Below are 24,780 nucleotides of genomic sequence, written 5' to 3' on the forward strand. Positions count from 1 at the left end.
AGCGATCACGATGATCGAACTGGTCGAAGGCGACATCACCGAACAAGAGGTCGACGTCGTGGTCAACGCCGCGAACTCGTCACTGCTCGGGGGCGGCGGGGTGGACGGCGCGATCCACCGCCGCGGCGGGCCGGAGATCCTCACCGAATGCCGGGCCCTACGCGCGGGGCATTACGGCAAGGGACTGAAGACCGGAGAGGCGGTCGCCACCACGGCGGGCCGCCTTCCGGCGCGCTGGGTGGTGCACACCGTCGGGCCGGTGTGGTCCGATTCCGAAGACCGCTCGGCGCTGCTGGCGGCGTGCCACCGCAACTCGCTGCACGTCGCCGCCGATCTCGGCGCGCACACGGTGGCGTTCCCCGCGATCTCGACCGGGATCTACCGGTGGCCCATCGAGTCCGCGGCGGAGATCGCCCTCGAGACCGTGATGAACACGCTTTCGGCCGGATCGTGTTCGGTGGAACTGGTGCGGTTCGTGCTCTTCGGGACCGCCGCCTACGACGTGTTCCGGGAACAGGCGGAAGCGATGGGCCTACACACCAGCAGGTGAAGCAGCCTGCGTGACCAGCTCCCGGGGCGCCCCGCTCCCGTCCGCGGGGACCGACCAGACCGCCGAGTCCACGCCGTAAGCCACGGTGCGGTCGTCGAGCCAGGCCGCCTGGTCGTCCACGCTCCGCGTCTCGGCCAGCAGGGTCTCTTGCCCGGAAGCCAGGTCGAGGACCGCCAGCCGCCACGGCGCCGCGAGATCGGCGGAGACCTTCTTCTTGAAGGCGATCCGTTTCCCGTCCGGCGAGAGCGACGGGCATTCGACGTTCTCCCGGATCATCCTCGCGACGAGTTTCTCGTAGTCCGCCTCGACCAGGTACGTCTTCCCCTTCGTCCCCACGGTCGCGTAGAACTTCTTGCCGCCGGGGGCGAAGGTGATCCCCCAGTAGTTCACGTCGGACGAGTAGTACGGCTTTCCGTCGAGCAGGAGCCCCATCTCCTCGATGCTCTTCATCAGCTTCCCGGTCGTCAGGTTGAAGATCCCGGCTCTGGTCGAAAAACCGGTCTCCGCATAGGAATCCCCGTTGACGAACAGCGTCCAGTAGGCGAGCTTCCCGTCCGGCGAGACCCGGCCGCGGCTGGGAGTGCCGGGCAGTTCGATCCGGCGGATCTCCTTGAGATCCTTGTCCAGCACGATGACGTCGGTCATCGGCGGCAGCACCCCGGGCTGCGCGGCCAGGCACAGCGCCGTCCCCGCCGAAGCGGCGAACCGGTCGCAGCTGAGGCCGGACACCTTCCGCGGTTCGCCGGGCCGGTCGGCCGGAACGGTGGCGAGATGGCCGAATTCGGGGCCTTCGGCGGTGTTGCGGAACAGCAGCTGTCCCTTGGCCTGCACCGAAACCGGCTGCCCGGTCACGACGGCGACCGAGTTCACGGCCGGCCCGCGGTCCCGGGAGAGAACGCCGTAGCCGACGGCCGCCGCGATCAGCACGACGACCGCCGCCACCACTCCCAGGATCCGCGCCCTCATGCGTAGGTCCGCAACGGGCGGAGGACGGCGGCCGCCACGACCACCACGGCCAGCGCGCCCGCGGCGACCAAGACCGCGGCATGCAGATCCCAGGTGGTCCAGGCGAGTCCGAAAAGGACGGACGCGAGCATCCGCGTCGTCGCCTGCCCGGTCTGCACCAGCGCCAGCCCGCCCGCCCGCTGGTGTTCGGGCAGCAGCGGTCCGGCCGCGGCCATCAGGACACCGTCGGTGGCCGCGTAGAAGACACCGTGCAGTACGAGCGCCAGCACCGCGAGGATGCCGCCGTCCACCGGGCCGAGCAGCGCCAGCAGCGCGACGACCAGCGCGACATGCCCGCCGAGGAACACCTTCCAGCGGCCGATCCGGTCCGAAAGCCTGCCGAGCGGGACGGCGAGCAGCAGGTACACACCCGCGGTTCCCAGCGGCAGCAAGGGAAAGAAGACCGCGCCGAGCTCCCAGCGGCGCTGCAGCACGAGGTAGAGGAACGAGTCGCTGAGGGTGACCAGGCCCAGCAGCGCCGCCCAGACACAGATCCGCCGGAACGACGCCTGCCGGATCAGGCCCGCGGTCTCCCGCAACGAGACCTTGGGCCGTTCGGCTCGCGGCTTCGGCTGATGGTCCTTGACCAGCACCACCAGGATGATCACGCCGATCGCGGCGATGCAGAAACTCGTGAAGAACACCGAGTCGTAGCTGCCCAGGCTGAGCCAGAGCACGGCCATCGCGACCAGCGGGCCGAGGAACGCGCCGAAGGTGTCCATCGCGCGATGCACGCCGAACGCTCGGCCGAGATGTTCGGGATCGCTGCTCAAGGTGATCAGCGCGTCGCGCGGGGCGGTCCGGACGCCTTTGCCGGTGCGGTCGGCCGCGAGCACCGCGCCGATCGCGACGGTGGACGAACCCGCCAGCATCAGGCCGATCTTGCCCACCGCCGAGAGCCCGTAACCGAAGCAGGCGACCGCTTTGAGCCGCTGCCAGCGGTCCGCGAGATGGCCGCCGACGAGCCGGACGACGGCGGTGACACCGGAGTAGAGGCCGTCGAGCACACCGAACTGCAGCGGGCTCAGGCCGAGACCGAGGACGAGGTACAGCGGGAGGACCGCGGTCACCATCTCCGACGAGATGTCGGTGACGAGGCTGACCAGGCCGAGCGCGACGACATTCCCGGTGACGGCCCGTTTGACGCCGCTCTTCGGGACATCCGCCGCGGCGTCCGCTCCCCTACTGGTGGCTATGTACATGGGAGACCTCCAGCGCCGTGAGGAGGTGCCGCGACGCGACGCGGCACCTCCTCACGGGAATCAGTGGCAGGTGTAGGTGGGAGAGGAGTCGATCGTCTTGCCGTCGAGACCGATCAGCTGGGTCGAGAAGGCGTTGTCCGACATGTTCAGCTTGAGCACGCCGTAGGTCGAGATCGCCTTCGCCGTGGCCGGGTGTTCGGTCTTGACCGGGTAGAGGGTCGCTCCGCCGCCACCGCCGATGATCTGCACCGGACCGGCGGCGTCCTTGTCCCCGGCGGCGTTCTGCGGGTAGAAGCGCTCGTAGTGGTGATCGTGCCCGTTGAGCACCAGGTCGACCTTGTTCTGGACCAGGGTCTCCCAGAGCGTGGCCATCTTGTCGTTGTCGCCGTGGTCACCCGAGGTGTAGCGCGGGTGGTGGTAGTACGCGGCGACGCAGGGTTTGGTGTTGCCCTGCAGATCCTGCTTGATCCAGTTCAGCTGCTCGTCGCTGATCGCGTTCGCGGCCAGGCCGGGCGAGAACTCCGTGCTGTCGATGGCGACGAAGTGCCAGTTGCCCATTTCCCAGCTGTAGTAGGTCTTCCCGTTCGGCGTCGCGATCTTGCCGAAGTACTGCTTGTAGGCGCCCAGCGGGGTGTGGTCGTAGGTCTCGTGGTTGCCGGGGACCGGGTGCATGATGCTCTTGTACTTGCCCCAGGTCTTGTCGAAGTAGCTCGTGAAGTCCTCGATGTGGGCGTCGTCGTACTGGTTGTCGCCCATGGTGATCACCGCGGCCGGGTTCATCTGGCCGACCAGTGCGGCGGTCTTCGGGTGGATGCACGAGGACGAGGAAGCGGTGCACTGTTCGGCGATGTCACCGGAAGCGGCGAGGACGAACGACGAACCGCCCGCCTGCGTGGTCGCCTGGATCTGGTTGCTCGCCGCCGAGGTGTTGCCGGCGGCGTCCTTCGCACGGACGGTGTAGGTGTACGCGGTCGACGCGCTCAGCCCGCTGTCGGTGTAGGAAGCGCTTTCACTGGTGCCGACGACCTGGCCGTTCCGCAGCACCTCGTAGCCGCTGACACCGACGTTGTCCGTCGAACCGGTCCACGTCAGGTCCACAGTGGACGACGTGACCGAACCGGCCTTGAGGTTCGACGGCGCGGTGGGTGCCTGCGTGTCGCCGGAGGAGTCCGACGTCCCGTAAACCTGCATCTCCCAAAGGGAGTAGCCGTAGCTGGTGGCGCGTTTGGTGCCGACGAGGCGCAGGTACCGGCCGCGGCCGGACAGCCCGGTGAGATCGTCGGTCCCGCCGTTGCCGCCGGTGACGGATTTGATCGAGGTCCACGCCGATCCGTCGTTGGAGACTTCCAGGCGATACGCGGTGGCGTACGCCGCCTCCCAGTTCAGCTTGACCCGGTTGATGGCCGACGGGCCGCCGAGGTCGATGCGGATGAACTGCGGGTCCACGCCTTCCGCGCTCGCCCAGCGGGTGCTCGTGTTGCCGTCGACGGCGAGCGGGCCGCCGTAGGAGGACGACTCCACCGAGGAGACGAGGACGGGTTTTCCTTGGGACAAAAGGACATCAGCGGCTTGCGCATTGCCGCTGAGCAGCGTCGGCAACAGGATGACGGCCGCGCCAAGTGGCAGTAGTCGGGTTCGGGCCTTCACATCGATCTCCCCGGGAATCCGTGGCGGCGGGTTGAGAGGGACGGGTGCGCGGCGATTGTTCGTTTGGTAAGTTTCCTAACGAATGCGTACGGTAATCCGTACCACTCAGTGAGTCAAGACGTAGACTCGTCCCATGACCGGCGCATTGATCTTCGACTTCGACGGGACGCTGGTCGACACCGAAGCGGCCGTCCTCGTGGCCTGGCAGGAGACCTTCCGCGCCCGCGGTGACGAACTCCCCCTCGACGTCTGGCACACCGTGATCGGCACACAGAACACCGCCGTCGCGATGTTCGAACTGCTGGAGAAGAACGACGAGAACCTCGACCGGGTCGCGGTCCGCACCGGCGTCCGCGCCAGGGTCACCGAACTGCTGGAAGCCGTGGGGCCACGTCCCGGCGTCGAGGAATACCTCGAAGACGCGAAGGAGCGAGGCCTGCGGCTGGCCATCGCGTCGAGCTCGACCGGCGACTGGGTCACCACGCATCTGGAGCGACTGGGCCTGACGGACGCGTTCGAGGCCGTCCTCACCGGCGACCTCCACGAGGCGAAGCCGAGCCCGGACCTGTACCTGGCCGCGCTCGCCGCGCTGGACCTGCCCGCGGCCGAGGCGATCGCGTTCGAGGACTCACCGCACGGCGTCACCGCGGCGAAGGCCGCCGGGCTCCCGTGCGTCGCCGTGCCGAACGCGATCACCGCGGTGCTGAACTTCGACCACGCCGATCTCGTGCTGGGCTCACTGGCCGACAAACCGCTCGGCGAGCTGCTCAACCGCTGATGCCGCGCTCGGTGTTACGCCGCTGATCACGCGAGTTCCGGCTTCAATCACGCGAGTTACGCCTTCGATCACGTGAGTCCGGTGCCCACCCCGGCCCACAGGGGCTCAGCCGTTGAGCAGTTCAGTCAGCCGGGCCAGGAACGGGCGCTGCCCCTTGAGCAGCTTCTCCTCGGCGTCGGCCAGCCCGAACCAGGCGACCCTGTCGACTTCCGGGAACTCCTGCGTCCGGCCGGACCGTGGCGGCCACTCCATCTCGAAGGTGCCCGGCACGACCTGAGCCGGGTCGAGGTCTCCCTCCACCGCCCAGACCGTGACGACCTTGCCGCCGGACTGCTTCACCTCGCCGAGCGGCAGGTACTCCCCCTCCGGCGCCGGCAGGCCCAGTTCCTCCTGGAACTCGCGCCGCGCCGCGGCCTCCGGCGTCTCGTCCGGCTCGTACTCGCCCTTGGGCACCGACCAGCCGCCCGCGTCCTTCTTCGCCCAGAACGGCCCGCCCATATGCCCGAGCAGAACCTCGGTCAGCTCGCCCGACCTGCGGAAGAGCAGGATCCCGGCACTCGTCTTACCCGCCATGCCGTCCAGTCTGGCCTTGCTCCGACCGGGTGATGTGACCGGCCCGCGAAAAAAGTTTCCGCCCGGATGTCGATTCGCGTCGAGCCCGTCCGACGCGTTGTCAGAAGCCGCCCGACAGACCCTCCCGGAAGGACCGGAACCATGACGCAGACCATCACCCCCGCCAAGACCACCGCCACCCCGCGTGCCGCCAAGGCGCAGGGCGCGATCCAGTCGGCCGTCCGGATCGTCGTCTCGTTCCTCTTCCTCTGCCACGGTTTGCAGGGATTCGGATTCTTCGGTGGCGTCGACGGTGCGGGCGGTTCGGTCGAGCTCGGCTCCTGGCCCGGCTGGTACGGCAGCGTGATCGAACTCGTCGGCGCCGCGTTCGTGCTGGTCGGCCTGTTCACCCGGCCGGTCGCGGTACTGCTCTCCGGCGTCATGGCCTACGCCTACTTCACCGTGCACGCGCCGGAAGGCCTGCTGCCGTTGCAGAACATGGGCGAGCTGTCGACCCTCTACTGCTGGATCTTCCTGCTGATCGCCGCGATCGGCCCGGGCACCTACGCCCTCGACACCCTGCGCCGCCGCCGCTGAACGAGAATCGCGAGGCCCTTTCCTGGATTCGTTCCAGGAAAGGGGCTTTATCGCGTTTCGGCGTAGTTAAATTCGGACATAACATGGAATTACCCCCCGAAAGAAAGTTCCCTACAGATGGGGTGTCCGGCATCCTCTGTCGTATCAATGGTTTAGACCACCTTGAGCCGGAAGGATGCGTCATGACCCAGACAGCCGCCACGACCACCGAGGTGGGCCCGATCGCTCCCAAGTGGCAGGGACTGGCCCTCTCCGTCGTCCGTGTTGTGGTCTCGTTCCTCTTCCTCTGCCACGGCCTGCAGAAGATGGGCCTGTTCGACAAGGCCGCCGTGCCGGTCGGCACCTGGCCGGGCTGGTACGCCGGAGTGATCGAAACGGTCGGTTCGCTGCTCGTCCTGGCCGGTCTGTTCACCCGCCCGGTCGCGGTGCTGCTTTCGGGCACGATGGCGTACGCGTACTTCGTCGTGCACCAGCCCGACGCGCTGCTGCCGTTGCAGAACAAGGGCGAGACGGCCGCGCTGTACTCCTGGATCTTCCTGCTGTTCGCGGTGGTGGGACCGGGGACCTACGCGCTCGACACGCTGCTCCGGCGCCGGCGCAAGTCCTGATCGCCCGCCGATGCCAGGAACGGTCCTTTCCTTGCGAAATTTGCAAGGAAAGGACCGTTCCTAGCACTCCGGAGAGGTGTCAGCGGCCCTGTGGCAGCCCCGCCGCCAGATCCGACAGCGCCAGCACGTGCTCCATCAGCACGGTCAGCACCTGCTTCGTCGACTCGCGTTCCCGCGCGTCGCACAGCAGCAGCGGGACGTCCATGCCGACGTCGAGCGCCTGCCGGACCTCCTCGGTGCCGTAGCGATAGGCGTTGTCGAAGCAGTTGACGGCGACGACGAACGGCAGCCCGCGGCGCTCGAAGAAGTCGACGGCCGCGAAGCAGCTGTCGAGCCGCCTGGTGTCGGCCAGCACGACGGCGCCGAGCGCGCCTTCGGCCAGCTCGTCCCACATGAACCAGAACCGGTCCTGCCCGGGCGTACCGAACAGGTACAGGATCAGCTCGGGGTTGATGGTGATGCGGCCGAAGTCGAGGGCCACCGTGGTGGTCGTCTTCTTCTCGACACCGGTGAGGTCGTCGACGCCCTCGGACGCCGCGGTGATGACCTCCTCGGTGCGCAGCGGGGGAACCTCGCTGACCGAGCCGACCATCGTGGTCTTACCGACCCCGAACCCGCCGGCGATGAGGACCTTGACCGCGTTCGCGGTCAAGGATCGCCGGGGCTCAGAGTTTCCGGATGCCATCAAGAACCGCCTGGAGTACGTGTTTGTTGGGGGTGTCGGTGACCGGGGTCGCGGTGCGGAACAGCACGAGGTTCTGTTCGATGAGGTCGCTCAGCAGCACCTTCACCACCGGCAGCGGCAGGTCGATGCGCGCGGCGACCTCCGCGACGGAGGTCGGTCTCTGGCACAGATTGAGGATGCGCCCGTACTCCGGCTCGAAGCCCGCGACCTCGTGCGAGGAACGCATGGCGACCACCAGGGTGATCAGGTCGAGGCCGAGCGTGTCCGAGCGGGTGCGCCCGCCCGTGACGGCGTACGACCGGACCAGCGGCCCGGCCTCCTCCTCGAACCACGACTCGTGCCGCCCGCTCATGGCGACGTGGGAGTCGCGGCGCGGGGCGCCGAGGTGAGCACCGCGCCGACCCGCTTGACCATCAGGTTCATCTCGTAGGCCACGAGGCCCATGTCCGCGTCCTCCTTCGCCAGCAGCGCGAGGCACGCGCCGCGGCCCGCGGCGGTGACGAACAGGAAGGCGTGGTCCATCTCGACCATGGTCTGGCGGACGTTGCCGCCGCCGAAGTGCCGTCCCGTGCCCCGCGCGAGGCTCTGGAACGCCGACGCGACCGCGGACAGGTGCTCGCCGTCCTGCTCCGACAGGTTCCCGGACCGTCCGATGAGCAGGCCGTCGGCGGACAGGACTACCGCCCTGTCGGCACCGCTGACGCGCTTGACCAGGTCATCCAGCAACCAGTCGAGTTCACTGACTCCCGCGTTGGCCATCTAGTCACGATCTCCGTACATGTCGAGGTCGGTGTAGTCGTCGGTGGGTTCGGTGTCCCGGCCGCGGCGCGTGCCCTGCTGGAACGCGGCGAGCCGGTTCCTCGCCAGCTCGGGGGTGTCCTCGCGGACCTCCTCGCGCTGGGCGGCGGGCCGGTCCTCCATCAGCTGGGGGACCAGGTTCGCCTGACGGCGGCGCTGCGGCAGCGGTGGCCTGCCGGGCGCCTCGGGGCCGGGCCGCCGGGTCTGCGGCGGACGGCCGTCCTGGGGCCGGGTGTCGGCGGGCGGCCACGCCGGCGGCTGCACCGGCTGCGGACGGGCCTCGGCACGCGCGGGTTCCGGGCGGATCGGCTCCGGCCGCGGCGTCTCCGGCCGGGGCACCCGCGGCGGGCGCGGGGGCAGCGGCGGCAACGCGGCCGAGGTCTGCTCCGGACCCTGCTGCGCCTGCGGCTGGGGCTGAGGTTGCGGCGCGACCGGCATCGGCACGGGCAGTTCGGGCCGCTCCGCGGGGAGCTCGGTGCGGTGGCGGGCACGGCGGCCCGGAAGCAGCGGCGCGGCCTCCGGCACCTCGGTGCTCTCGGGGTCCACCTCGTCCTCCGGCTGATCAGACGGGACCGGCGCGAGCAGGTCGGTGCGGACGAGCACGATGGCCCTGGTGCCGCCGTACGCGGATTCGCGCAGGTGCACGGAGATCCCGTGCCGCGCGGCGAGGCGCGCGACCACGAACAGGCCCAGCCGCGGCTCGGCTGACAAGGCCATGATGCCGAAGTCCGGCGGATCGGCCAACATCGCGTTCAGCTCGGCGGCCTGCTCGGGCTCGATACCGAGACCCTGGTCCTCGACCTCGATGACGACACCCTTGCCGACCACGTTGCCCCGCAGCTCGACGCGCGACTGCGGCGGCGAGAAGGAGGTCGCGTTGTCGATCAGCTCCGCGAGCAGGTGCACGAGGTCGCCGACGACCGGGCCCTGCACCGCCATCGCGGGCATCTTCGCCGTCTTCACCCTGGCGAAGTCCTCGGTCTCGGCCGAGGCACCGCGGGTCAGCTCGGCGAGCGTCACCGGCTTGCGCCACTGACGGCCGGGCTGGCCGCCGCCGAGGATGATCAGGTTCTCGGCGTTGCGGCGGGCGCGGGTGGAGAGGTGGTCCAGCTGGAAGAGCGTGTCCAGCTGCTCCGGGTCCTCCTGCTTGCGCTCGGCCTGGTCGAGCACCTTGAGCTGGCGGTGCACGATGACCTGGCTGCGGTGCGCGATGTTGAGGAACACCGTCTTGGTGCCCTCACGGGTCCTGGCCTCTTCGACGGCGGCCGCGATGGCGGTCTGCTGCGCCTTGTTGAAGGCCTCGGCGACCTGGCCGATCTCGTCGTCGCCGTGGTCGAGGAAGTGACCCTTGTCGTCGAGGTCGACGGGTTCACCCGCCCGCACGCGGTCCACCAGTTCCGGCAGCCGGATCTCGGCGACGTCGAGGGTGTCCTCGCGCAGCCGGGCCAGCCGTCCGATGAGCCGGTTGGACAGCCGCAGGGCGATCACGAACACGCCGATGGCCACCAGCAGCGCGATGGCCGCGGCGATGGCCGACGTGATCAGCGTCCGGTCGGCGTCGTCGACCGCCTGCGTCGTGGCCGTACCACTCTGCTCGACGAAGCCGCGCATCATCGCGTCGCTGACGCCGCGCGCGGCCTGCAGCCACGTCTGCTCGGGGATGGGGAGCGTGGCCTTGCTGTTCTGCAGGAAGGTGTTCTCGACCGTGTTGACGGCCTTCCACGGATCGCTCGCGACGAGCTGGTCGAACTTCGCCTTGACGTCCGGGAGCATCCGCGAGACCGACGACTCCAGCTGCGAGCGGTAGGAACCGACCTCCGTGACATACGCGCGGTAGGTCTCGTCGGTGAAGCCGCCGCCCGCGACGGCCGCGGCGGCGAGGGCGTTCGCCCGCTGCATCTGGTCGATCGCGGTGAACAGCGGGACCGCCGTGATCCGCTGATAGGCGTTCTCGGCGTTCGGCGCGTCCTGCGCCAGCCCGGTGAGACCGTCGACGAACTGGTCGAGGATCTGGTTGTAGAAGGTGAAGGCGTCCAGCAGCGGGAGCTGACCGGAGTCGGCCGACTGCCGGATCTGCGGCATCTTCTGGAGGAGCCCGTTCAACGTGGCGATGTTGCGCTGCACGCTGTCGGGCGAGTCGCCGATGAACTTCTGCAGATGCGCGGCGACCCCCTGGGCGGCGGCGTCGGTTTTGACGCGCTGCTCGGCGAGCGTGGCGTGCTGCGACCGATCACCGGCGAGTTCGCGCAGCGCCAGGCGCCGCTCTTCCTGTACTTGGACGAAGAAGGGGAGGGAAGGGGCTTCCGAGTCACGGATCCGCTGCGCGTAGTCACGACCGTCGACCGCGTCGAAGATCAGGTACCCGCCGATCGCGAGACCGACCAGCATCAGCGCGATGCTCGGAATGAGCGCGATCGTCAGAACGCGCGAACGAATCGAAGAGCCGCGGCCTCGTCGAAGGGAATTCTGCTTCACCGTGGTCCGTTTTCCTTCCGGCAGTTTTTGGTGTCGGGTCGCCGGGGATCTCATACCCGCGGGATCCGATAGCCGGATCAACACAGCGTGGTCCGCTCCGCCCGCGAAGACGCTAGGAGACCCAAACGGGTGAGTCAAGTCCGGACGCGAAGGGTAGTCACATATGGCCGTGACCTGCTGACGAGAGGTGGCCGGACCAGGAAAGTCCACCACGTGGGACAGGACCCCCGGCTAAGTGACCCACCAGTAGATCACCTGGCGGTTTAGCGCAGGCAGCGGCTTGATCGACACTCTTCGGACTCGATCAAGTCACCCCTCGCGGCCTCCGTGTCTCAGCGGAGAAGTCGACGAAAACTACTCGCCGTGACGTCGCTCACGCTTTCGGACCAGGGCTCCACATACCGTTCGGTTTGCGAACGACATCACCGCGGAGGAACGCCGTCGTAACACCCTTCGATCCGCGGAATCGAGAATTACCGAGGCTAATCACCGAGGATTCGGCCAAATGATCTTCCTTCGCGCGGCCGAGCTCGTCGTCGATGAGCGCCTCGACCCGCCCGGACGCGTCCCGCAGCATCCGGACGCCCGCCCAGCACAGGGTCACCACCCCGCAGATCAGGATCGCGACGAGAACCGTCTCCACCGGGTACCGGGAGCCGAATTCGTTGAGCAGAAAACCGGAGGCGACACCGAACACGGCGACGACGACATAGGCGAACGACACGATCCCCTCCTTCTCCAGGCGCCGTGGCCCGCGCCTCGCCGGTGAGACGGGCGGCGCGGGTTTTCCTTACGCCACAGGGGAAGGATCTACGTCACACTCGCGGCGAGAGCGAATATCGAGATTAACAGCGGACTCGCGAAAGATCGCCCGTTCTCCCCCGCCGGGGCGAGGCGATCACCTATTTGCCACCCATTTCCGAATGCGGTTCACCATTTCCGCCACACCGGGTATCACTCCGCGCTCAGCCCCGAAGCTCCCGAAGCGTCGTGACGGCGCGGAGCACCTCGCCGTAAGTCGTGTAGAGCGGCGCGAGCCCGAACCTCAGCACGTTGGGCGGGCGGAAGTCCCCGATCACCCCGCGGTCGATCAACGCCGCCATCGTCTTGGCCGCGTCGTCGTCGAGCACCGAGATCTGGTGCCCGCGGTCCCGGCCGCGCGGGGTCGGGATCGTCGCGCCGTCGAGGAGCTCGTCCGCGCACCGGAAGAAGAAGTCACCGAGCGAGAGGCCCTTCTCCCGCAGCTGTCCGCGATCCACGCCGTCCCAGACGTCGAGGGCCGCGTCGAGCGCGAGCAGCGAAAGGATGTCGGGCGTGCCCGCCCGGCCACGCGCGATGCCGTCGTGCGCCTCGTACGCGCCCCGCATCGCGAACGGGTCGCGGTCGCCCGCCCAGCCCGCCAGCGGCTGCTCGAACCGGTCCAGCCATTTCGTCGCCACGTAAAGGAAAGCGGGCGACCCTGGGCCGCCGTTCAGGAACTTGTAGGTACAGCCGACGGCGAGGTCCACGCCTGTCGCGTCCAGCTCGACCGGCAGCGCGCCGACGCTGTGGCAGAGGTCCCAGAGCGCCAGCGCCCCGGCGCGGTGCAGCGCCGCGGTCAGCGCGGCCATGTCGTGGGCGCGCCCGGTGACGTAGTCGACGTGGTTGATCAGCGCGACGGCCGTCCGCTCGCTCACCTGGGCGGGCAGGTCCTCGGCGACGACCCGGCGCACCGTGCGCCCGGTCAGCCGGGCGGCCTCGTCGGCGATGTAGCCGTCGGTCGGGAAGGTGTCCGCGTCGACGAGGATCTCGTCGCGGCCGGGCTGGAGCCGGATGGCGGCGACCAGCGCCTTGAACAGGTTCACACTCGTCGAGTCCGCCACGACGACCTGCCCCGGCGCCGCGCCCACCAGCGGCGCGATCCGCTCGCCGACCCGCACCGGCGCCTCCCACCAGCCCTCCGACCAGGACCGGATGAGCCGCCCACCCCACTGCTCACGGACGACCGCGGCGAGCCGTCCGGCCACGTGTTTCGGCGGGGCGCCCAGCGAGTTGCCGTCGAAATAGGCGACGGCCGCGTCGAGGTCGAATTCGTTTCGCTTGTGCGCCAAGGGATCGGCCGCGTCCAGCGCCGCGGCCTCGGCTACGAGGTCAGTCACGGCCACCATCGTCGGCGAGCGTGTTCCAGAAGTCCAGTTCGTACGACTGAAAAAGCCGCGCGTGCGTCCGGGCGTCCTTTTCGGACAGTTCACCGGCGTCGAGCGCGGCCTGCACGGCTCGGACGGCCAGGTCTTCGAGCTCGGGCGACGGCGCGCCGAAGAAGTCGAAGAAGGCGCATGCCTCGTCGTCGAAGCCGTACCGCTCGCGCATCGCGGCGACGAACGCCGGGTACGCCTGGCAGCCCGCGCGCGGTTCGAAACCGGGCGATTCCCCGGCGAGCGCCAGCCCCTCGCCCGAAGCCAAGGCCGCGAAGCGAGGTGAAGGAAACTCCGCCAGTCAACTCGCGTGCCGAACCGGTCATCGCCGAGGTTCCTCCTTGTTCGGGGCTGACGCGGTGAAAACGGAAAAGGTGGACATTTCGCGTAGCGCAACCGTGGCCGCGATTCTCTATCCAGCACTGACGACAGCCCTTACAGTGTGCCTGATCAGGCAGCATCGAGGAGGCCAGCGTTGACCACCCAGCCGACCGTCGCCGAGCAGATCGAAGGCCAGACCATCCCCGCCCTGCTTCACCGGAACGCCCAGGAGTTCGGTGAGCTGCCGGCGGTGACGTCACTCGACATCGAGGGCAAGCCGACCCTGACCTGGGCCGAATTCCGCACCGCCATCGCGGAGGTGTCACGCGGGCTCGCCGGTCTCGGGCTCGGCGTCCGCGACCGGATGCTGATCATGGCGCCGAGCAGCCCGGAACACCTGATCGCCGACCTCGCCGCCGCCCATCTCGGCGCGATCCCCTGCACCGCGTACGCGACGCTCAGCCCGGAGCAGATCGGGTTCGTCGCCCGGCACAGCGCCGCCGGTGTCGTCGTCCTCGCCGGTGCCGACGAACTCGGCCGCTGGTCGCAGGTCCTCGACGACCTGCCCGCGCTGAGGCATGTCGTCGTGCTCGACGCGTCTGTGACCCCCCAGGACGACAAGCGATTCCTGTCGTTCGCCGATCTTCGCGCGGCGGGCGCCGAAGCGCACGCGGCCGACCCGGCGGCGTTCGAGACGGCGTGGTCCGCGATCACCCCGGACGACCCGCTGTCGATGATCTACACCTCCGGCACCACCGGCGACCCCAAGGGTGTCGTGCTGTCGCACCGCAACGCGATCTACCAGGCCGTCGCCGTCCAGAAACTGCACGACTCCCCGATGCACGCCACGAACATCGCGTACCTGCCGCTGGCGCATATCGCCGAACGGGAACTGTCGATCTACATGCCGATCGTGTGGGCCGGGCACGTGCACACCGTCGGCGACCCGACGGGTGTCGTCGGCGCGCTGGGCCAAGTGCACCCGAAGAGCTTCTTCGGTGTCCCGCGGGTGTGGGAAAAGATGGTGGCGGGCTTGAAGAACCTGCTCGGCTCGCTGCCGGAGGAGAAGCGGAACGGCCTGATCGGCGCGAACGAACTGCTGCAGCAGGGCTACAAACTGCGCAGTGACGGCGAGGAGGTGCCGCCGGAACTCGCGGAGAAGATCGCGCAGACCGACGCCGCCGCGCTCGCGCCGGTGCGGGCGATGCTGGGCCTCGACCAGATCGAGGTCGCCTCCAGCGGCGCCGCCGCGCTGCCGGTGGAGATCCTGTACTTCATCGCCGGGCTCGGCGTCGAGATCCAGGAGGTCTGGGGCCTGTCCGAGACCACCGGCGCGGTCACCTCGAACACACCGTCGGCGTTCAAGGCCGGTTCGGTCGGCCGCCCGCTGGAGGGCATCGAGGTGAAGGTCGCCGAAGACGGCGAACTCCTCGTCCGCGGCGCGATCGTGTTCCTCGGCTATCTGCAGGCGGACGGCACGATCAAACCCGACGTCGACGCCGACGGCTGGCTCGCCACCGGCGACATCGGGACGATCGACGAACGCGGCTTCGTCACCATCACCGACCGCAAGAAGGAACTGATCATCACTTCGAGCGGCAAGAACATCGCGCCGACGAAGATCGAAGGGCTGCTCAAGGAACACCCGCTGATCGGGCAGGCCGTCGCGATCGGCGAGAAACGGCCGTACGTCACGGCGCTGATCGTCATCGACGACGAGATCGCGCCGGGCTGGGCGACCGCGAACGGCATCCAGCCCGCGGAGGGCGAATCGCTCGCCGACAACGCCGAGGTCCGCGCGGAAATCGAGAAGGCCGTCGAGGCGGCGAACGCGCGGCTGGCCAGGATCGAGCAGATCAAGCGGTATCACGTGATCCCCAAGGCATGGACGCCGGAAAGCGGGGAGGTGACGCCGACTTTGAAGCTGAAGCGGCGGGTCATCAACGACCGGTACGCGCCGACGATCGCGGACCTGTACGCCGCCGCCCCCGAACCCGCCCCGGCCGCCGGTTCCTGACCCCTCGCGCGTGCCAGGAACGGTCCTTTCCTTGCGAAATTTGCAAGGAAAGGACCGTTCATTGCACGCGGACCGGGCCGAAAAGAGTCGCGACCGGCCGGCGACCGCTGCTAACTTGCCGCCGTGGATCTCTTTTCCCGATCTTGGGCGGCACTGCTCGCCGCCGTCGCCGAAACCCCCGACGAAGACTTCGACAAGCCGTCCGGCTGCGCCGGCTGGCTGGTGCGGGATCTGGTGTGTCACCTGGTGATCGACGCCCAGGACGTCCTGATCACCCTCGCCACCCCCGCCGACACGGAACCGACGCGCGACGCGGTCACCTACTGGGAGGTCTCCGAGAAGCCGCCCACCGGGGAGGACGACCTCGACGCGCTGATCGTGCGGCTCGCCGCCGCGTACCAGGAACCGCGGCTGCTCAAGTTCCACCTCGACGACGTCGGTTCCGCCGCCGGCCGGGCCGCCCGCCTCGCCGATCCGGCGGCCAGGGTCGCCACCCGTGACATCGTCCTGTCCGCGGGCGACTTCCTCTCCGCGTACGTCCTGGAGTGGACGCTGCACCACCTCGACCTGGTCGCGCATCTCCCGCAGCTCGACGGCCCCGCCGCCGACGGTCTCGCCGAGACGCGGCGGATCATGGAGCGGCGCACCGGGGAGACCTTCCCGGCGTCGTTCTCCGACACCGACGCGCTGCTGGTCGGCACCGGCCGCCGTCAGCCGACGGACGCCGAGAAGGCCGAACTCGGCGACCTGGCCGCGAAGCTGCCGTTCGTGATCGGCTAAACCGGACGACACGCGTGATCGAACGGACGACTCACGTGATCAGACGGACGACACGCCGGATCACGCGTGTCGTCCGTCTGATCACGCGTGTCGTCCGCCGGATCACGCGTGTCGTCCGCCGGATCACGCGTGTCGTCCGCCGGATCACGCGTGTCAGGCCGTTCGGGTCGATTCCGTCCACTTGCGCAGCCGGGGTGGCACACGCTTTTCGAGGCCGTAGTTCTCCAGATGCGCGCTGAAGACCTCGTCGAAGGCGCGCTGCACGGTCTCGGTGTCCCACACCGGCCGTTCGAGGATGGGCTGCTTCAGATACGGCTGTCCCATGATGTGCAGCTGCGGCCCGTTGCAGCGGATCATCTGCCCGGTGATCCCGTCGGATCCGGAACCGAGCAGGAAGAGCACGACCGGCGCGATCCGTGACGGCGTCCGGTCCGGCGGGCAGGCCCGCAGCGACCGTTCGGACTTCCACACCATCCGGGTGTGCGCGAGCGGGCAGACCGCGTTCACCCGGATCCCGCTCTCCTCCAGGTCGAGCGCCCACGAGTAGGTCAGCGACGCGACGGCGCCCTTGCTGGCGGCGTACACGCCGAGTTTGCGCTGCCCGAGCGACGCCCCGGACGAGATGTTGACGATCGAGCCCGGCCTGCCCCGCGCGACCATCGCCTTGATCGCCGCGAGCCCGGTGTACATGACGCCGAGGACGTTCACCTCGACCAGCTCGCGGGCCTGCTCGACGTCGTCCTCCCACGGCAACGCCTCGTAGTTCAGGCCCGCGTTGTTGACCAGCCCGTCGATCGCGCCGAACTCCGCGAGGCAGAGGTCGACGATTTCCTGCGCCTGCTTCGGATCAGCGACGCTGTGGCCGCTGGCGACCGCTCTGCCGCCGAACCTGCGGATGTTCTCCGTCGTCCGTTCGGCCAGTTCGGCGTCGATGTCGTTCACCACGACGGCCCCGCCCGCCCTCGCCACGTGCACCGCGAACGCCTCGCCGAGGCCCCGTCCCGCCCCGGTCACGACGACGGCCTTGTCGTCGAGCAAACCGTTCATCGCCTTCACCCCTTTGACCCAGCCGGCCTCCACCTCCAGGCCGGTCTCTACTCAGTGTTGGCCCATTCGGCCCAGCCGGAACCGCGGCGGCGGCGAACGGCGGCCCGGCTGCGCCGAGCGAGGACGGGGCGATCGGCGCGCAGATACCCGCGGACGAGTCAGGCCGGCATCACCCACCGGTCAGACGGCGTAGCCCGATCAGCCCAACAGGCGAAGGATCGGCCGGTCTTCTGTTCGTCTCCCTGTAGCCGGAGGCATACTGAACGTTGTCCGGCGGGACGGCAACTGTGACTCCCTCGTCGCCCACGTAACACGGCAGGCAAGAATGCGAGGGAAGTAAGTTCACCCGATCGGGGGGAGGTGGTCACGCAGTGAAGATGAACGCGGCGCCACGGATGACCGCCGCCCTGGCGAACCGCGAGTTCCGCGCACTCTGGCTCGCCGAGGTGCAGTCCCTCATCGGGGATCAGCTCACCATCGTCGCGCTGGCGATCCTCGTCTACGACCGGACAGGCTCCGCGTTGCTCTCCGCGGTGGTCTACTCCCTGACCTTCCTGCCCGCGCTGGCCGGCGGTCTCGGCCTCTCCCAGCTGGCCGACCGCTACCCGCGGCGCACCGTTCTCGTCGTCTCGTCCCTGATCCAAGGCGTGCTGATCGCGATCATGGCGATCCCCGGCACCCCGCTCGCCCTGCTGTGCGGGCTGGTGGTGCTGGCGCGGCTCGCGAACGCGCCCGGCAACGCGGCGCAGAACGCGCTGACCCGCGAGGTGTTCACCGACGACGACCTCTATCTCAAGAGCCAGGACATCCGCGGGATCTCCACCAACACCGCGATGCTGCTCGGCCTGGCGGGCGGAGGCCTGCTGGTGTCGCAGGTCGGGGCGAGCTGGGCGCTGGCACTGGACGCCGCGACATTCCTGCTGAGCGCGGCCGTGGTCCGCTTCTCCGTCTCCCGGCGGACGGCGGCGTCCAACGGCAACGGCAGCTGGTTCGGCGCGGTGAAGCAGGTCTTCGGCAACCGCCACCTGCGGGTGCTGATCTGGTTCTCGTGGCTGGTCGGCCTCGCCGTCATCCCCGAAGGGCTGGCCGCGCCGCTCGCCGCGGAGATGGGTGTGGGGAAACAGGCCGTCGGCTGGCTGCTGGCCGCCGATCCGCTGGGGTTCGTGATCGGGGCCTTCCTGCTGTCCCGGTTCGTCTCCGCGGAACAACGGCGGAAGCTGCTCGGCGTGCTGGCGGCACTACCGATGGTCGCCCTGATCGCCTTCGCACTCGAACCGGGGCTGATTCCGGCGTTGCTCCTGCTGGCGGCGGCGGGTGCCGCGGGGGCGTACCTGATCACGGTGAGCGCCACGTTCATCACGTGGGTCCCGAACGAACTCCGGGGCGGTGCGGGTGGGGTGTACCGCACGGGATTGCGGGTGGCTCAAGGAATAGGGGCGGGACTCGGCGGGCTGGCCGCCGATCGGCTCGGGGCGGCGACCTCGGCCATCGCGCTGGCAGGCGTGGTCGGCCTGCTGCTGGCCGTACTGGTCGCGCTCAGCTGGGGGCACATCAACGGATCCAGTCCGGAACCGTTGCTGTCATGAGGAATCCACACGGGACACTGCTTCCACACCTCGGCAAAAAGAAACGACTCTCGATCAGAAGTCACGGCTCGACACTGTCCGACACCTCCCGGCCACCTCGTTGCTGCGAACTAATACCTTGTCCGGGCTCAGAAGTCACGACTGGACACTATCCGTCACCCCTTCCGCGACGCGTCTCGAAAAACATTCAGCCGCCAAGATCAGAAATCACGGGACATGATTGCCACCTCCGGTCCGTGTTCGCGGGCACCCTTGCCGCTGTCGGACAACTGTTGCGATGGGATGATACCGGCCGTGGAATACGAACGGTGTATCAGTCGGTACCGGTGAGATTACTCAGCCGTGCCGTCCGGGTGGAAAAGAGGTAGCAATTGCCAGCCGAGACCGGCGACCGTCGCCAGCACGGTGACGGCACCGGCGACCTTGACGACGCAACGGCGACGGCCGCCGCGGACAGCGGTGTACCGGTGACCGAACGCGGGCAGGCAAGCCCGGAAGGTGACCAGGCCGGACCTCCGGAGCGCCATCCCTACGATCCCAGGGCGTGGGCGCTGTGGCAGCGGCCGAAGCGGTTCATCGCGTTCCTTTTCGCGATGGAGGCCATCGGAATCGCGATCATGGTCGTCGCGACGATGAATTCCACGAATCCGGGAAGAATCGACTGGGTTCGTTTCGCCATTCTCGCCGTCGGCGCCACGGCGCATATTCAGCTCACTCAGCGGCAAGAGGAAAGACGGCGAGATCGAAGCCGTACCGTCCTCATCGACCTCACCGCGGTATGGACATTTCCGGCCGCGGTCATCCTGCCGCTTTCACTGACGCTTTCCATCATCGCGATCGTCCGGATCCAGCATTGGTTCATCGCCCGGCGGCCCGCGCACAACTTCGTGTTCTCGTCGGTCACCCACGGCGTTTCGGTGACACTGGCCTCGCTCACCTTCGCCGCGTTCGGACCGCATGAATGGGGAAGGATTTCCGGCTGGGACACCCTCGGCGAGTTCGGTGTCCTGATCGTCACCGGGATGGTCTTCGAAGCGGTGCAGATCGCCTACATCGGCGGCATCCTCGCGATCGGCTCGCCGAAGCGGCCGTCGCTGTCCACCGTGCTCGGCAACGCGGCGGACAACCTGCTGGAGGCCATCACGATCGGCCTCGGCGCGGTCACCGCGGTGCTGCTGTTGATCATGCCGCCGATGGTGATCGTGATGGCCGTGGTGACGGTGGTGTTCAATCGCCTCGCCGAGATCGACCAACTGCAAAACGACGCGCGCACGGACCCGAAAACCGGTGTTCTCAACATGCGCGGATGGTCGGAGTCGGCCGATCGGGCGCTCGGAAGGACTGCCCGATCGGACGACAACCTGGCACTTCTGATGATTGATCTCGACCACTTCAAGTGGATTAACGACACATATGGACACCCGGCGGGCGACGACGTCCTCCGCGATGTGGCGCGGAAATTGGACGAGGTCACCCGGCCCGCCGACGTCGTCGGCCGGTTCGGCGGCGAGGAATTCCTCGTACTGCTGCCGGATATCGACGAAACGGCCGCCAAACTCGCCGCCGAGCGAGTGCGCAGCGCTATCGCCGAACTGCATATAGTGACTACCGACAAAAGGGGCAGCCGAGTGACCATCTCAGGCCGCACCACCTCGATCGGGGCGGCACTGTTCCCTCGTCACGGTGAATCCCTGGAGGAACTCCTGCACGCCTCCGACGCCGCCGTCTACGTGGCCAAGGAGAACGGCCGGAACCAGGTGCGCTTCGCCCAGGACGTGGACCGGCCCGCGCCCCCGCCTGTCACCTGACCCAGGGACACCTGGGGGTGAACCCGGGGGGTTATCCGGATGTCGGCCCCGATCGGCGGATGGCACCCTTGACGCCATGCCAGCGACAGCCGACGCCGCCGCTCGTCCTGCCCGGATCCGGCGGCCATGGTCGACTTCGGGCTGGTTACTGCTGGTCACGGTGCTGGTGTTCGGCTTCGGTCTGATCGCGTCACGGCCCGCCTCGCCGCCGGACCAGGGACCACCGACAGGTGATCTCCTCGCCGCGCAGAACGCGGTCGACGCACTGGTGCGGCCGGGGCCGGTCGAGAACGTGCTCGCCGAACTGCCCGCCGATTTCACCGCGGTCAGCGGCATCACCCCGGGGGTGATGACGGCGCGGGACGGCACCGTGCGCGCCGTCCACACCGACGGCGGTTGCTCGGCGCCCTGGGGCGACGACAACACCAAGTGGGACTACGCGGTCCCCTGCAAGGCCCACGACCTGGGCTACGACATCCTCCGCTATGCCGAGCGCAAAGGTCATCCGCTCGGGCAGGAGGCCAGGGCCGCCCTCGACGACCGGCTCTCCGCCGACATGCACAACGCCTGCGTCCTCAATCCGATGGACTCACGCGGCACGTGCGACGTCGTCGCCTCCCTCTATACCGCCGGTCTGGTGCTCAACTCGTGGCACCAGCGCTGGGGGCCGCCGGTCGGCGACCCCCTCGGCCCGATGATCGTCGGTGTGCTGGTAATCGGCGCGCTGCTGGTGTTCCGGCTCCGCGGCTGGGTCCGCACCCGCCGGACCGCCGTCACGCTCCCCCGCGAGCCGCGGCCGGTCGTCGCGGTCGGCCGGTGGGCGTTGCTCGGGGTCGCCGGTGTCGTGCTGATGCTGCTCGGCGAATCCGCCGTCGCGCTCGCGCACTGGGCGGGGGCGCCGGAGCGGTCGTTGTGGCCGTTCACCTGGCTGGCCCAGCTCTGTCCGCTCATCTTCTTCGCGGTCGGCCGGATCAACGAGGCCGGCTGGCGGTCGATCCGCGCGAGCGGCGGCCGCTACCCGCAGTACCTCGCCGACCGGGCGAGCCCGCTGCTGCGCCCGGCGCTGATCTTCGCCGTGGTCGCGCTGGTCGTCCCGCTCGCGCTGGAAGTGCTGGGGATCCCGACGGGCACGAACGCCACGGTCATGCGGATCGCGCTGCATCCGCTCTGGCTGCTCGGCGTCTTCCTGCTGACCGTCGTCCTCGCGCCGGCGCTGCTGGCGCTGTATCACCGGACGCGGGCCGCCTCCGTCGCCGGGCTGCTGGGGCTGACCTTGGCGAGCGAGGCGGCCGCGCAGTGGTCCGGCTCGGCCGTCCCTCGCTACGCGGAGACGCTGTTCCTCGCCCTGTTCGTCCAGCAACTGGCGTTCGCCCACGCCGACGACGTCCGCCCGCCGCGTGGCGTGCTGGTGGCGACGGCGTTCACCGGCGCCGCCGGGCTGGGTCTCACGGTCGCCGTCCGCGGCGAAGGAGCGATGCTGCTCGGCGGTCCCGGCGCCCCGGCCGCGCTTTCGGGTCCGCCGTGGGGTGTGCTCCTGCTCGGCCTGGTGCAGCTCGCGCTCCTCGGCCTGCTCGCCCGGCCGCTGACCCGGCTCGGCGGACGGCCGGCGGTCGCCGCCACCGCGCGCCTCGTCCTGCGCGCCCCGATGAGCCTGTACCTCGGCTTCCTGTCGGCGATGCTGCTGCTCGTGGCGGTCGTCTACCTGCCGGGGCCGTTCGTGGACGGGCTCAGCTGGCTGGCCCGGCCGAAGATCCTGCTCGCGATGGCCCTGCTGGCCGTGCCCGCCGTGCTCGTCTTCTGGTGGTTCGAGCGACATTCGGGACCGCAGCAGCGGGCGGTCGACGAGCCGGGCCTGCGCGCCATGGTGTTCTGCCGCGCGGCGGCGACGGTCGGCATGGCGTACGCGATGCTCGGCGTGTTCGGGTTCGCGCTGACCCGCTTCGGCGGCGCGTCCGCCGACGCCGACCTCCTCGGGATCCGGTTCGGCCCGGTCCAGAGCCTGGTCAACCTGCTGCTCGGGGTGTATCTGCTGCACACCGTGCGCAACGGCACGAGCCGGATGACCGGGACCTGGCTGGTCTGCGCGGTCGCGTGCACACCGCCTTTGATGACCGCCCTCGACGGGCGGCACGTGAGCGCCGCTTCCGTCGCCTTGCCGGTCGCGACGATCGTCGTCGCGGTACTCGCGGCGGCCGCCACCCTGGTCCCGGCCCGCGCGGCCCGGCGTGTCCTCCCCTGACCCATACGGCGCTGACCAGGCATTCTCCGTACGATTGAACAGAAACCGGTGGTGCATGCCACATCTTCGGGGGGATGTGTAATCCTGCGACAACCCGCAACAGGCACCATGCGTCCCTTGAAGAGACCGTCGAACCGGTAACGACCAGAAGGAGCAGACCGCGTGGAGTACCCGCCTCGGAATGGGCATGGGGATCGACGTCCCGCCCGGCCTAGGCAGGACGCGCCCGGACGCGTTCCTTCCCGCCCGGCCTCGCCCCATGGAGCCCGCCAGGCCGAGGGCCGGCCACCCCGGCGCCCGGCCCCGCAGCGCGCCCCTCGACGGTCGTTCCGCGGGCCCAAGATCGCCCTCGGCCTCGTCTCGCTGCTGGTGATGGGCCTGACCGGGTACGCGTGGGCCGCGATGGACGGCCTGACCTTCGCGAACGTCGGCATCGGCGCGGACGAAGGCGAGAAGCCCGCCGATGGCGCCCGCGACATCCTGCTGGTCGGCCTCGACAGCCGCACGGACGCGCAGGGCAACCCGCTGTCGAAGGAGGTCCTGGCCCAGCTGCGCGCCGGACAGGCCGACGGCGAGCTGAACACCGACTCGCTGATCTTCGTGCACATCCCGAACGACGGCTCCAAGGCCGTCGCGATCTCGCTGCCGCGCGACTCCTACGTCGACATCCCCGGTGGCTTCGGCAAGCACAAGATCAACTCAGCCTACGCTCGCGCGATGCTCGACGAGCGCAAGAAACTGCAGGAAGACGGCGTCTCCGACCCGAAGGAACTCGACCAGAAGGCCAACGAGGCCGGGGCGAAGACCCTGATCAAGACGGTCGAGCAGCTGACCGGCTCGACCATCGACAACTACGCCGCCATCAACCTGCTGGGCTTCAGCGAGATCACGCAGGCCATCGGCGGGGTCGACGTCTGCCTCAACGACGACGTCAACGACCAGTTCTCCGGCGCGAAGTTCACGAAGGGCCCGCACACCATCTCCGGGGTCGAGGCGCTCGGCTTCGTCCGGCAGCGGCACGGGCTGCCGCGCGGCGACCTCGACCGGGTCGTCCGGCAGCAGGTGTTCATGGCCGGGATGGCGCGGAAGGTGCTCTCGGCGGGCACGCTCGCGAACCCCGGCAAGCTCAACGACCTGATCACGGCGATCAAGAAGTCGGTCGTGCTCAACCAGAACTGGGACGTCTTCGGTTTCGCGCAGCAGATGAAGAGCCTGACCGGCGGTCAGCTCGAGTTCCGGACGATCCCGATCGTCAACATCGAGTACAAGACCCCGAACGACGGCGTCGCCATCCAGGTCGACCCGAAGCAGGTCAAGAACTTCGTCCAGGGGCTCGCGGGCCCGCAGCCCGGCGAACAGCAGCAGGCACCGCCCGCCGAGTCGGCCAACAAGGCGACCACGGTCGACGTCCGCAACTCCACGAACCGGGACGGGCTGGCCTCGTCGGTGCTGAAGCAGCTCGTCGACAAGGGCTTCACCGCGGGCGACACGGCCACCGCGAGCGCGCGCAAGAAGACGGTGGTCTGGGTCGCGAAGGGTGAGAAGGCGGCGGGCCAGGCGGTCGCCGACGCGCTCGGCGGCAACCCGACCGTCCAAGAGGACAAGAGTGTCGAGGCCGGGCACGTGATGGTCTTCCTCGGCTCGGACTTCAAGGCGCCGAGCGGCGCCGAAGGCTCGGGTTCCTCGCAGAACGCCGCCGGTTCGTCGGCCGCGGCGCCGCCGCCCGAGCAGTCCGACGAGAAGCCGATCACCGCCGAAGGCGTGCCCTGCGTCAACTGACGCGCTCCTCTCAGCCCGGACGTCGCTCCAGGCCGCGTGTCGCGAAAGCCACTTTCAGGACGTCAGATGTCCCGAAAGTGGGGTTGGCGGCACCGGCGCGCCCCCGGGGGGGGGGGGGGTGCTTAACCCCCT

Annotated in this window: 22 protein-coding genes; 10 read left to right on the plus strand and 12 right to left on the minus strand. The window is 68.9% G+C overall.

Annotation, left to right across the window (positions count from 1 at the left end; genetic code table 11):
- The first annotated feature begins 10 nt into the window (after positions 1–10).
- Positions 11–550 (plus strand): O-acetyl-ADP-ribose deacetylase, encoded by a 540-nt coding sequence (locus tag ACIBTM_RS01520; protein WP_395874481.1) that lies wholly within the window; start codon positions 11–13, stop codon positions 548–550.
- On the opposite strand, the gene ACIBTM_RS01525 is transcribed toward ACIBTM_RS01520, so the two are convergent.
- From ACIBTM_RS01525 to ACIBTM_RS01535, 3 genes are read right to left on the minus strand one after another with little or no spacing between them, the layout of a single operon-like run.
- Positions 533–1,516 (minus strand): TolB family protein, encoded by a 984-nt coding sequence (locus ACIBTM_RS01525; protein ID WP_395874483.1) that lies wholly within the window; start codon positions 1,514–1,516, stop codon positions 533–535. The genes ACIBTM_RS01520 and ACIBTM_RS01525 overlap by 18 nt on opposite strands.
- Positions 1,513–2,757 carry an MFS transporter gene (locus tag ACIBTM_RS01530; protein WP_395874485.1) on the minus strand — a complete coding sequence of 415 codons (1,245 nt, stop codon included), beginning with the start codon at positions 2,755–2,757 and terminating at the stop codon, positions 1,513–1,515. The genes ACIBTM_RS01525 and ACIBTM_RS01530 overlap by 4 nt, the downstream gene beginning before the upstream one ends.
- 60 nt (positions 2,758–2,817) lie before the next feature.
- Positions 2,818–4,404 (minus strand): discoidin domain-containing protein, encoded by a 1,587-nt coding sequence (locus ACIBTM_RS01535; protein WP_395874487.1) that lies wholly within the window; start codon positions 4,402–4,404, stop codon positions 2,818–2,820.
- 133 nt (positions 4,405–4,537) lie between these two features.
- Here ACIBTM_RS01535 and ACIBTM_RS01540 point away from each other — a divergent pair, with 133 nt between their 5' ends.
- Positions 4,538–5,182 (plus strand): HAD-IA family hydrolase, encoded by a 645-nt coding sequence (locus ACIBTM_RS01540; protein ID WP_395874489.1) that lies wholly within the window; start codon positions 4,538–4,540, stop codon positions 5,180–5,182.
- Between the two features lie 105 nt (positions 5,183–5,287).
- Here the strand turns inward: ACIBTM_RS01540 and ACIBTM_RS01545 are convergent, their stop codons facing one another.
- A complete protein-coding gene (locus ACIBTM_RS01545; protein ID WP_395874491.1) occupies positions 5,288–5,755 on the minus strand; it encodes an NUDIX domain-containing protein in 468 nt (155 codons plus the stop codon).
- 141 nt (positions 5,756–5,896) lie between these two features.
- Between ACIBTM_RS01545 and ACIBTM_RS01550 the strand changes: the two genes are divergently transcribed.
- Both ACIBTM_RS01550 and ACIBTM_RS01555 read left to right on the plus strand, forming a co-directional pair.
- Positions 5,897–6,331, plus strand: a complete 435-nt coding sequence (locus ACIBTM_RS01550) for a DoxX family protein (RefSeq protein WP_395874493.1) — start codon at positions 5,897–5,899, stop codon at positions 6,329–6,331.
- A gap of 182 nt (positions 6,332–6,513) precedes the next feature.
- A complete protein-coding gene (locus ACIBTM_RS01555) occupies positions 6,514–6,939 on the plus strand; it encodes a DoxX family protein (protein WP_395874495.1) in 426 nt (141 codons plus the stop codon).
- A 79-nt stretch (positions 6,940–7,018) separates the two neighbouring features.
- Here the strand turns inward: ACIBTM_RS01555 and ACIBTM_RS01560 are convergent, their stop codons facing one another.
- The 7 genes from ACIBTM_RS01560 to ACIBTM_RS01590 all read right to left on the minus strand — a co-directional run bounded on the left by ACIBTM_RS01560 (position 7,019) and on the right by ACIBTM_RS01590 (position 13,339).
- On the minus strand, positions 7,019–7,624 hold the full coding sequence (locus ACIBTM_RS01560) for an ATP/GTP-binding protein (RefSeq protein ID WP_026466899.1): 606 nt from the start codon (positions 7,622–7,624) through the stop codon (positions 7,019–7,021).
- Positions 7,605–7,976: a DUF742 domain-containing protein gene (locus ACIBTM_RS01565; RefSeq protein WP_016336739.1), complete on the minus strand. Its 372-nt coding sequence runs from the start codon at positions 7,974–7,976 to the stop codon at positions 7,605–7,607. The genes ACIBTM_RS01560 and ACIBTM_RS01565 overlap by 20 nt, the downstream gene beginning before the upstream one ends.
- Positions 7,973–8,383, minus strand: a complete 411-nt coding sequence (locus tag ACIBTM_RS01570; RefSeq protein WP_037306800.1) for a roadblock/LC7 domain-containing protein — start codon at positions 8,381–8,383, stop codon at positions 7,973–7,975. The genes ACIBTM_RS01565 and ACIBTM_RS01570 overlap by 4 nt, the downstream gene beginning before the upstream one ends.
- The gene (locus tag ACIBTM_RS01575; protein ID WP_395874498.1) at positions 8,384–10,897 is read right to left on the minus strand and encodes a nitrate- and nitrite sensing domain-containing protein; all 2,514 of its coding nucleotides are present in this window, start codon (positions 10,895–10,897) and stop codon (positions 8,384–8,386) included.
- Between the two features lie 373 nt (positions 10,898–11,270).
- On the minus strand, positions 11,271–11,621 hold the full coding sequence (locus ACIBTM_RS01580; protein WP_395874500.1) for a hypothetical protein: 351 nt from the start codon (positions 11,619–11,621) through the stop codon (positions 11,271–11,273).
- Between the two features lie 241 nt (positions 11,622–11,862).
- Positions 11,863–13,044 carry a kynureninase gene (locus ACIBTM_RS01585; protein WP_395874502.1) on the minus strand — a complete coding sequence of 394 codons (1,182 nt, stop codon included), beginning with the start codon at positions 13,042–13,044 and terminating at the stop codon, positions 11,863–11,865.
- Positions 13,028–13,339, minus strand: coding sequence for a hypothetical protein (locus ACIBTM_RS01590; RefSeq protein ID WP_395874504.1), 312 nt, complete (start codon positions 13,337–13,339; stop codon positions 13,028–13,030). Before ACIBTM_RS01590 ends, ACIBTM_RS01585 begins: the two co-directional genes overlap by 17 nt.
- A 207-nt stretch (positions 13,340–13,546) precedes the next feature.
- On the opposite strand from ACIBTM_RS01590, the gene ACIBTM_RS01595 reads away from it, so the two are divergent.
- Together ACIBTM_RS01595 and ACIBTM_RS01600 are read left to right on the plus strand one after the other, a co-directional pair.
- Positions 13,547–15,409 carry an AMP-dependent synthetase/ligase gene (locus ACIBTM_RS01595; RefSeq protein ID WP_395874506.1) on the plus strand — a complete coding sequence of 621 codons (1,863 nt, stop codon included), beginning with the start codon at positions 13,547–13,549 and terminating at the stop codon, positions 15,407–15,409.
- Positions 15,410–15,532: 123 nt separating this feature from the next.
- Complete coding sequence (locus ACIBTM_RS01600; protein ID WP_395874508.1) at positions 15,533–16,189, plus strand: maleylpyruvate isomerase N-terminal domain-containing protein; 657 nt, start codon at positions 15,533–15,535, stop codon at positions 16,187–16,189.
- A gap of 153 nt (positions 16,190–16,342) precedes the next feature.
- On the opposite strand, the gene ACIBTM_RS01605 is transcribed toward ACIBTM_RS01600, so the two are convergent.
- Entirely contained in the window at positions 16,343–17,236 is an 894-nt protein-coding gene (locus ACIBTM_RS01605) for an SDR family NAD(P)-dependent oxidoreductase (RefSeq protein WP_395874510.1), read from the minus strand.
- 371 nt (positions 17,237–17,607) lie between these two features.
- Between ACIBTM_RS01605 and ACIBTM_RS01610 the strand changes: the two genes are divergently transcribed.
- From ACIBTM_RS01610 to ACIBTM_RS01625, 4 genes are all read left to right on the plus strand, one after another.
- On the plus strand, positions 17,608–18,822 hold the full coding sequence (locus ACIBTM_RS01610) for an MFS transporter (RefSeq protein WP_395874512.1): 1,215 nt from the start codon (positions 17,608–17,610) through the stop codon (positions 18,820–18,822).
- Between the two features lie 371 nt (positions 18,823–19,193).
- Complete coding sequence (locus ACIBTM_RS01615; RefSeq protein WP_395874514.1) at positions 19,194–20,630, plus strand: GGDEF domain-containing protein; 1,437 nt, start codon at positions 19,194–19,196, stop codon at positions 20,628–20,630.
- 76 nt (positions 20,631–20,706) lie between these two features.
- Complete coding sequence (locus ACIBTM_RS01620; protein WP_395874516.1) at positions 20,707–22,869, plus strand: phospholipase A2; 2,163 nt, start codon at positions 20,707–20,709, stop codon at positions 22,867–22,869.
- 372 nt (positions 22,870–23,241) lie between these two features.
- Positions 23,242–24,648, plus strand: a complete 1,407-nt coding sequence (locus tag ACIBTM_RS01625; protein ID WP_395875767.1) for an LCP family protein — start codon at positions 23,242–23,244, stop codon at positions 24,646–24,648.
- Positions 24,649–24,780 lie beyond the last annotated feature (132 nt).

This window comes from Amycolatopsis sp. NPDC049868 (assembly GCF_044461365.1).
Taxonomy (GTDB): domain Bacteria; phylum Actinomycetota; class Actinomycetes; order Mycobacteriales; family Pseudonocardiaceae; genus Amycolatopsis.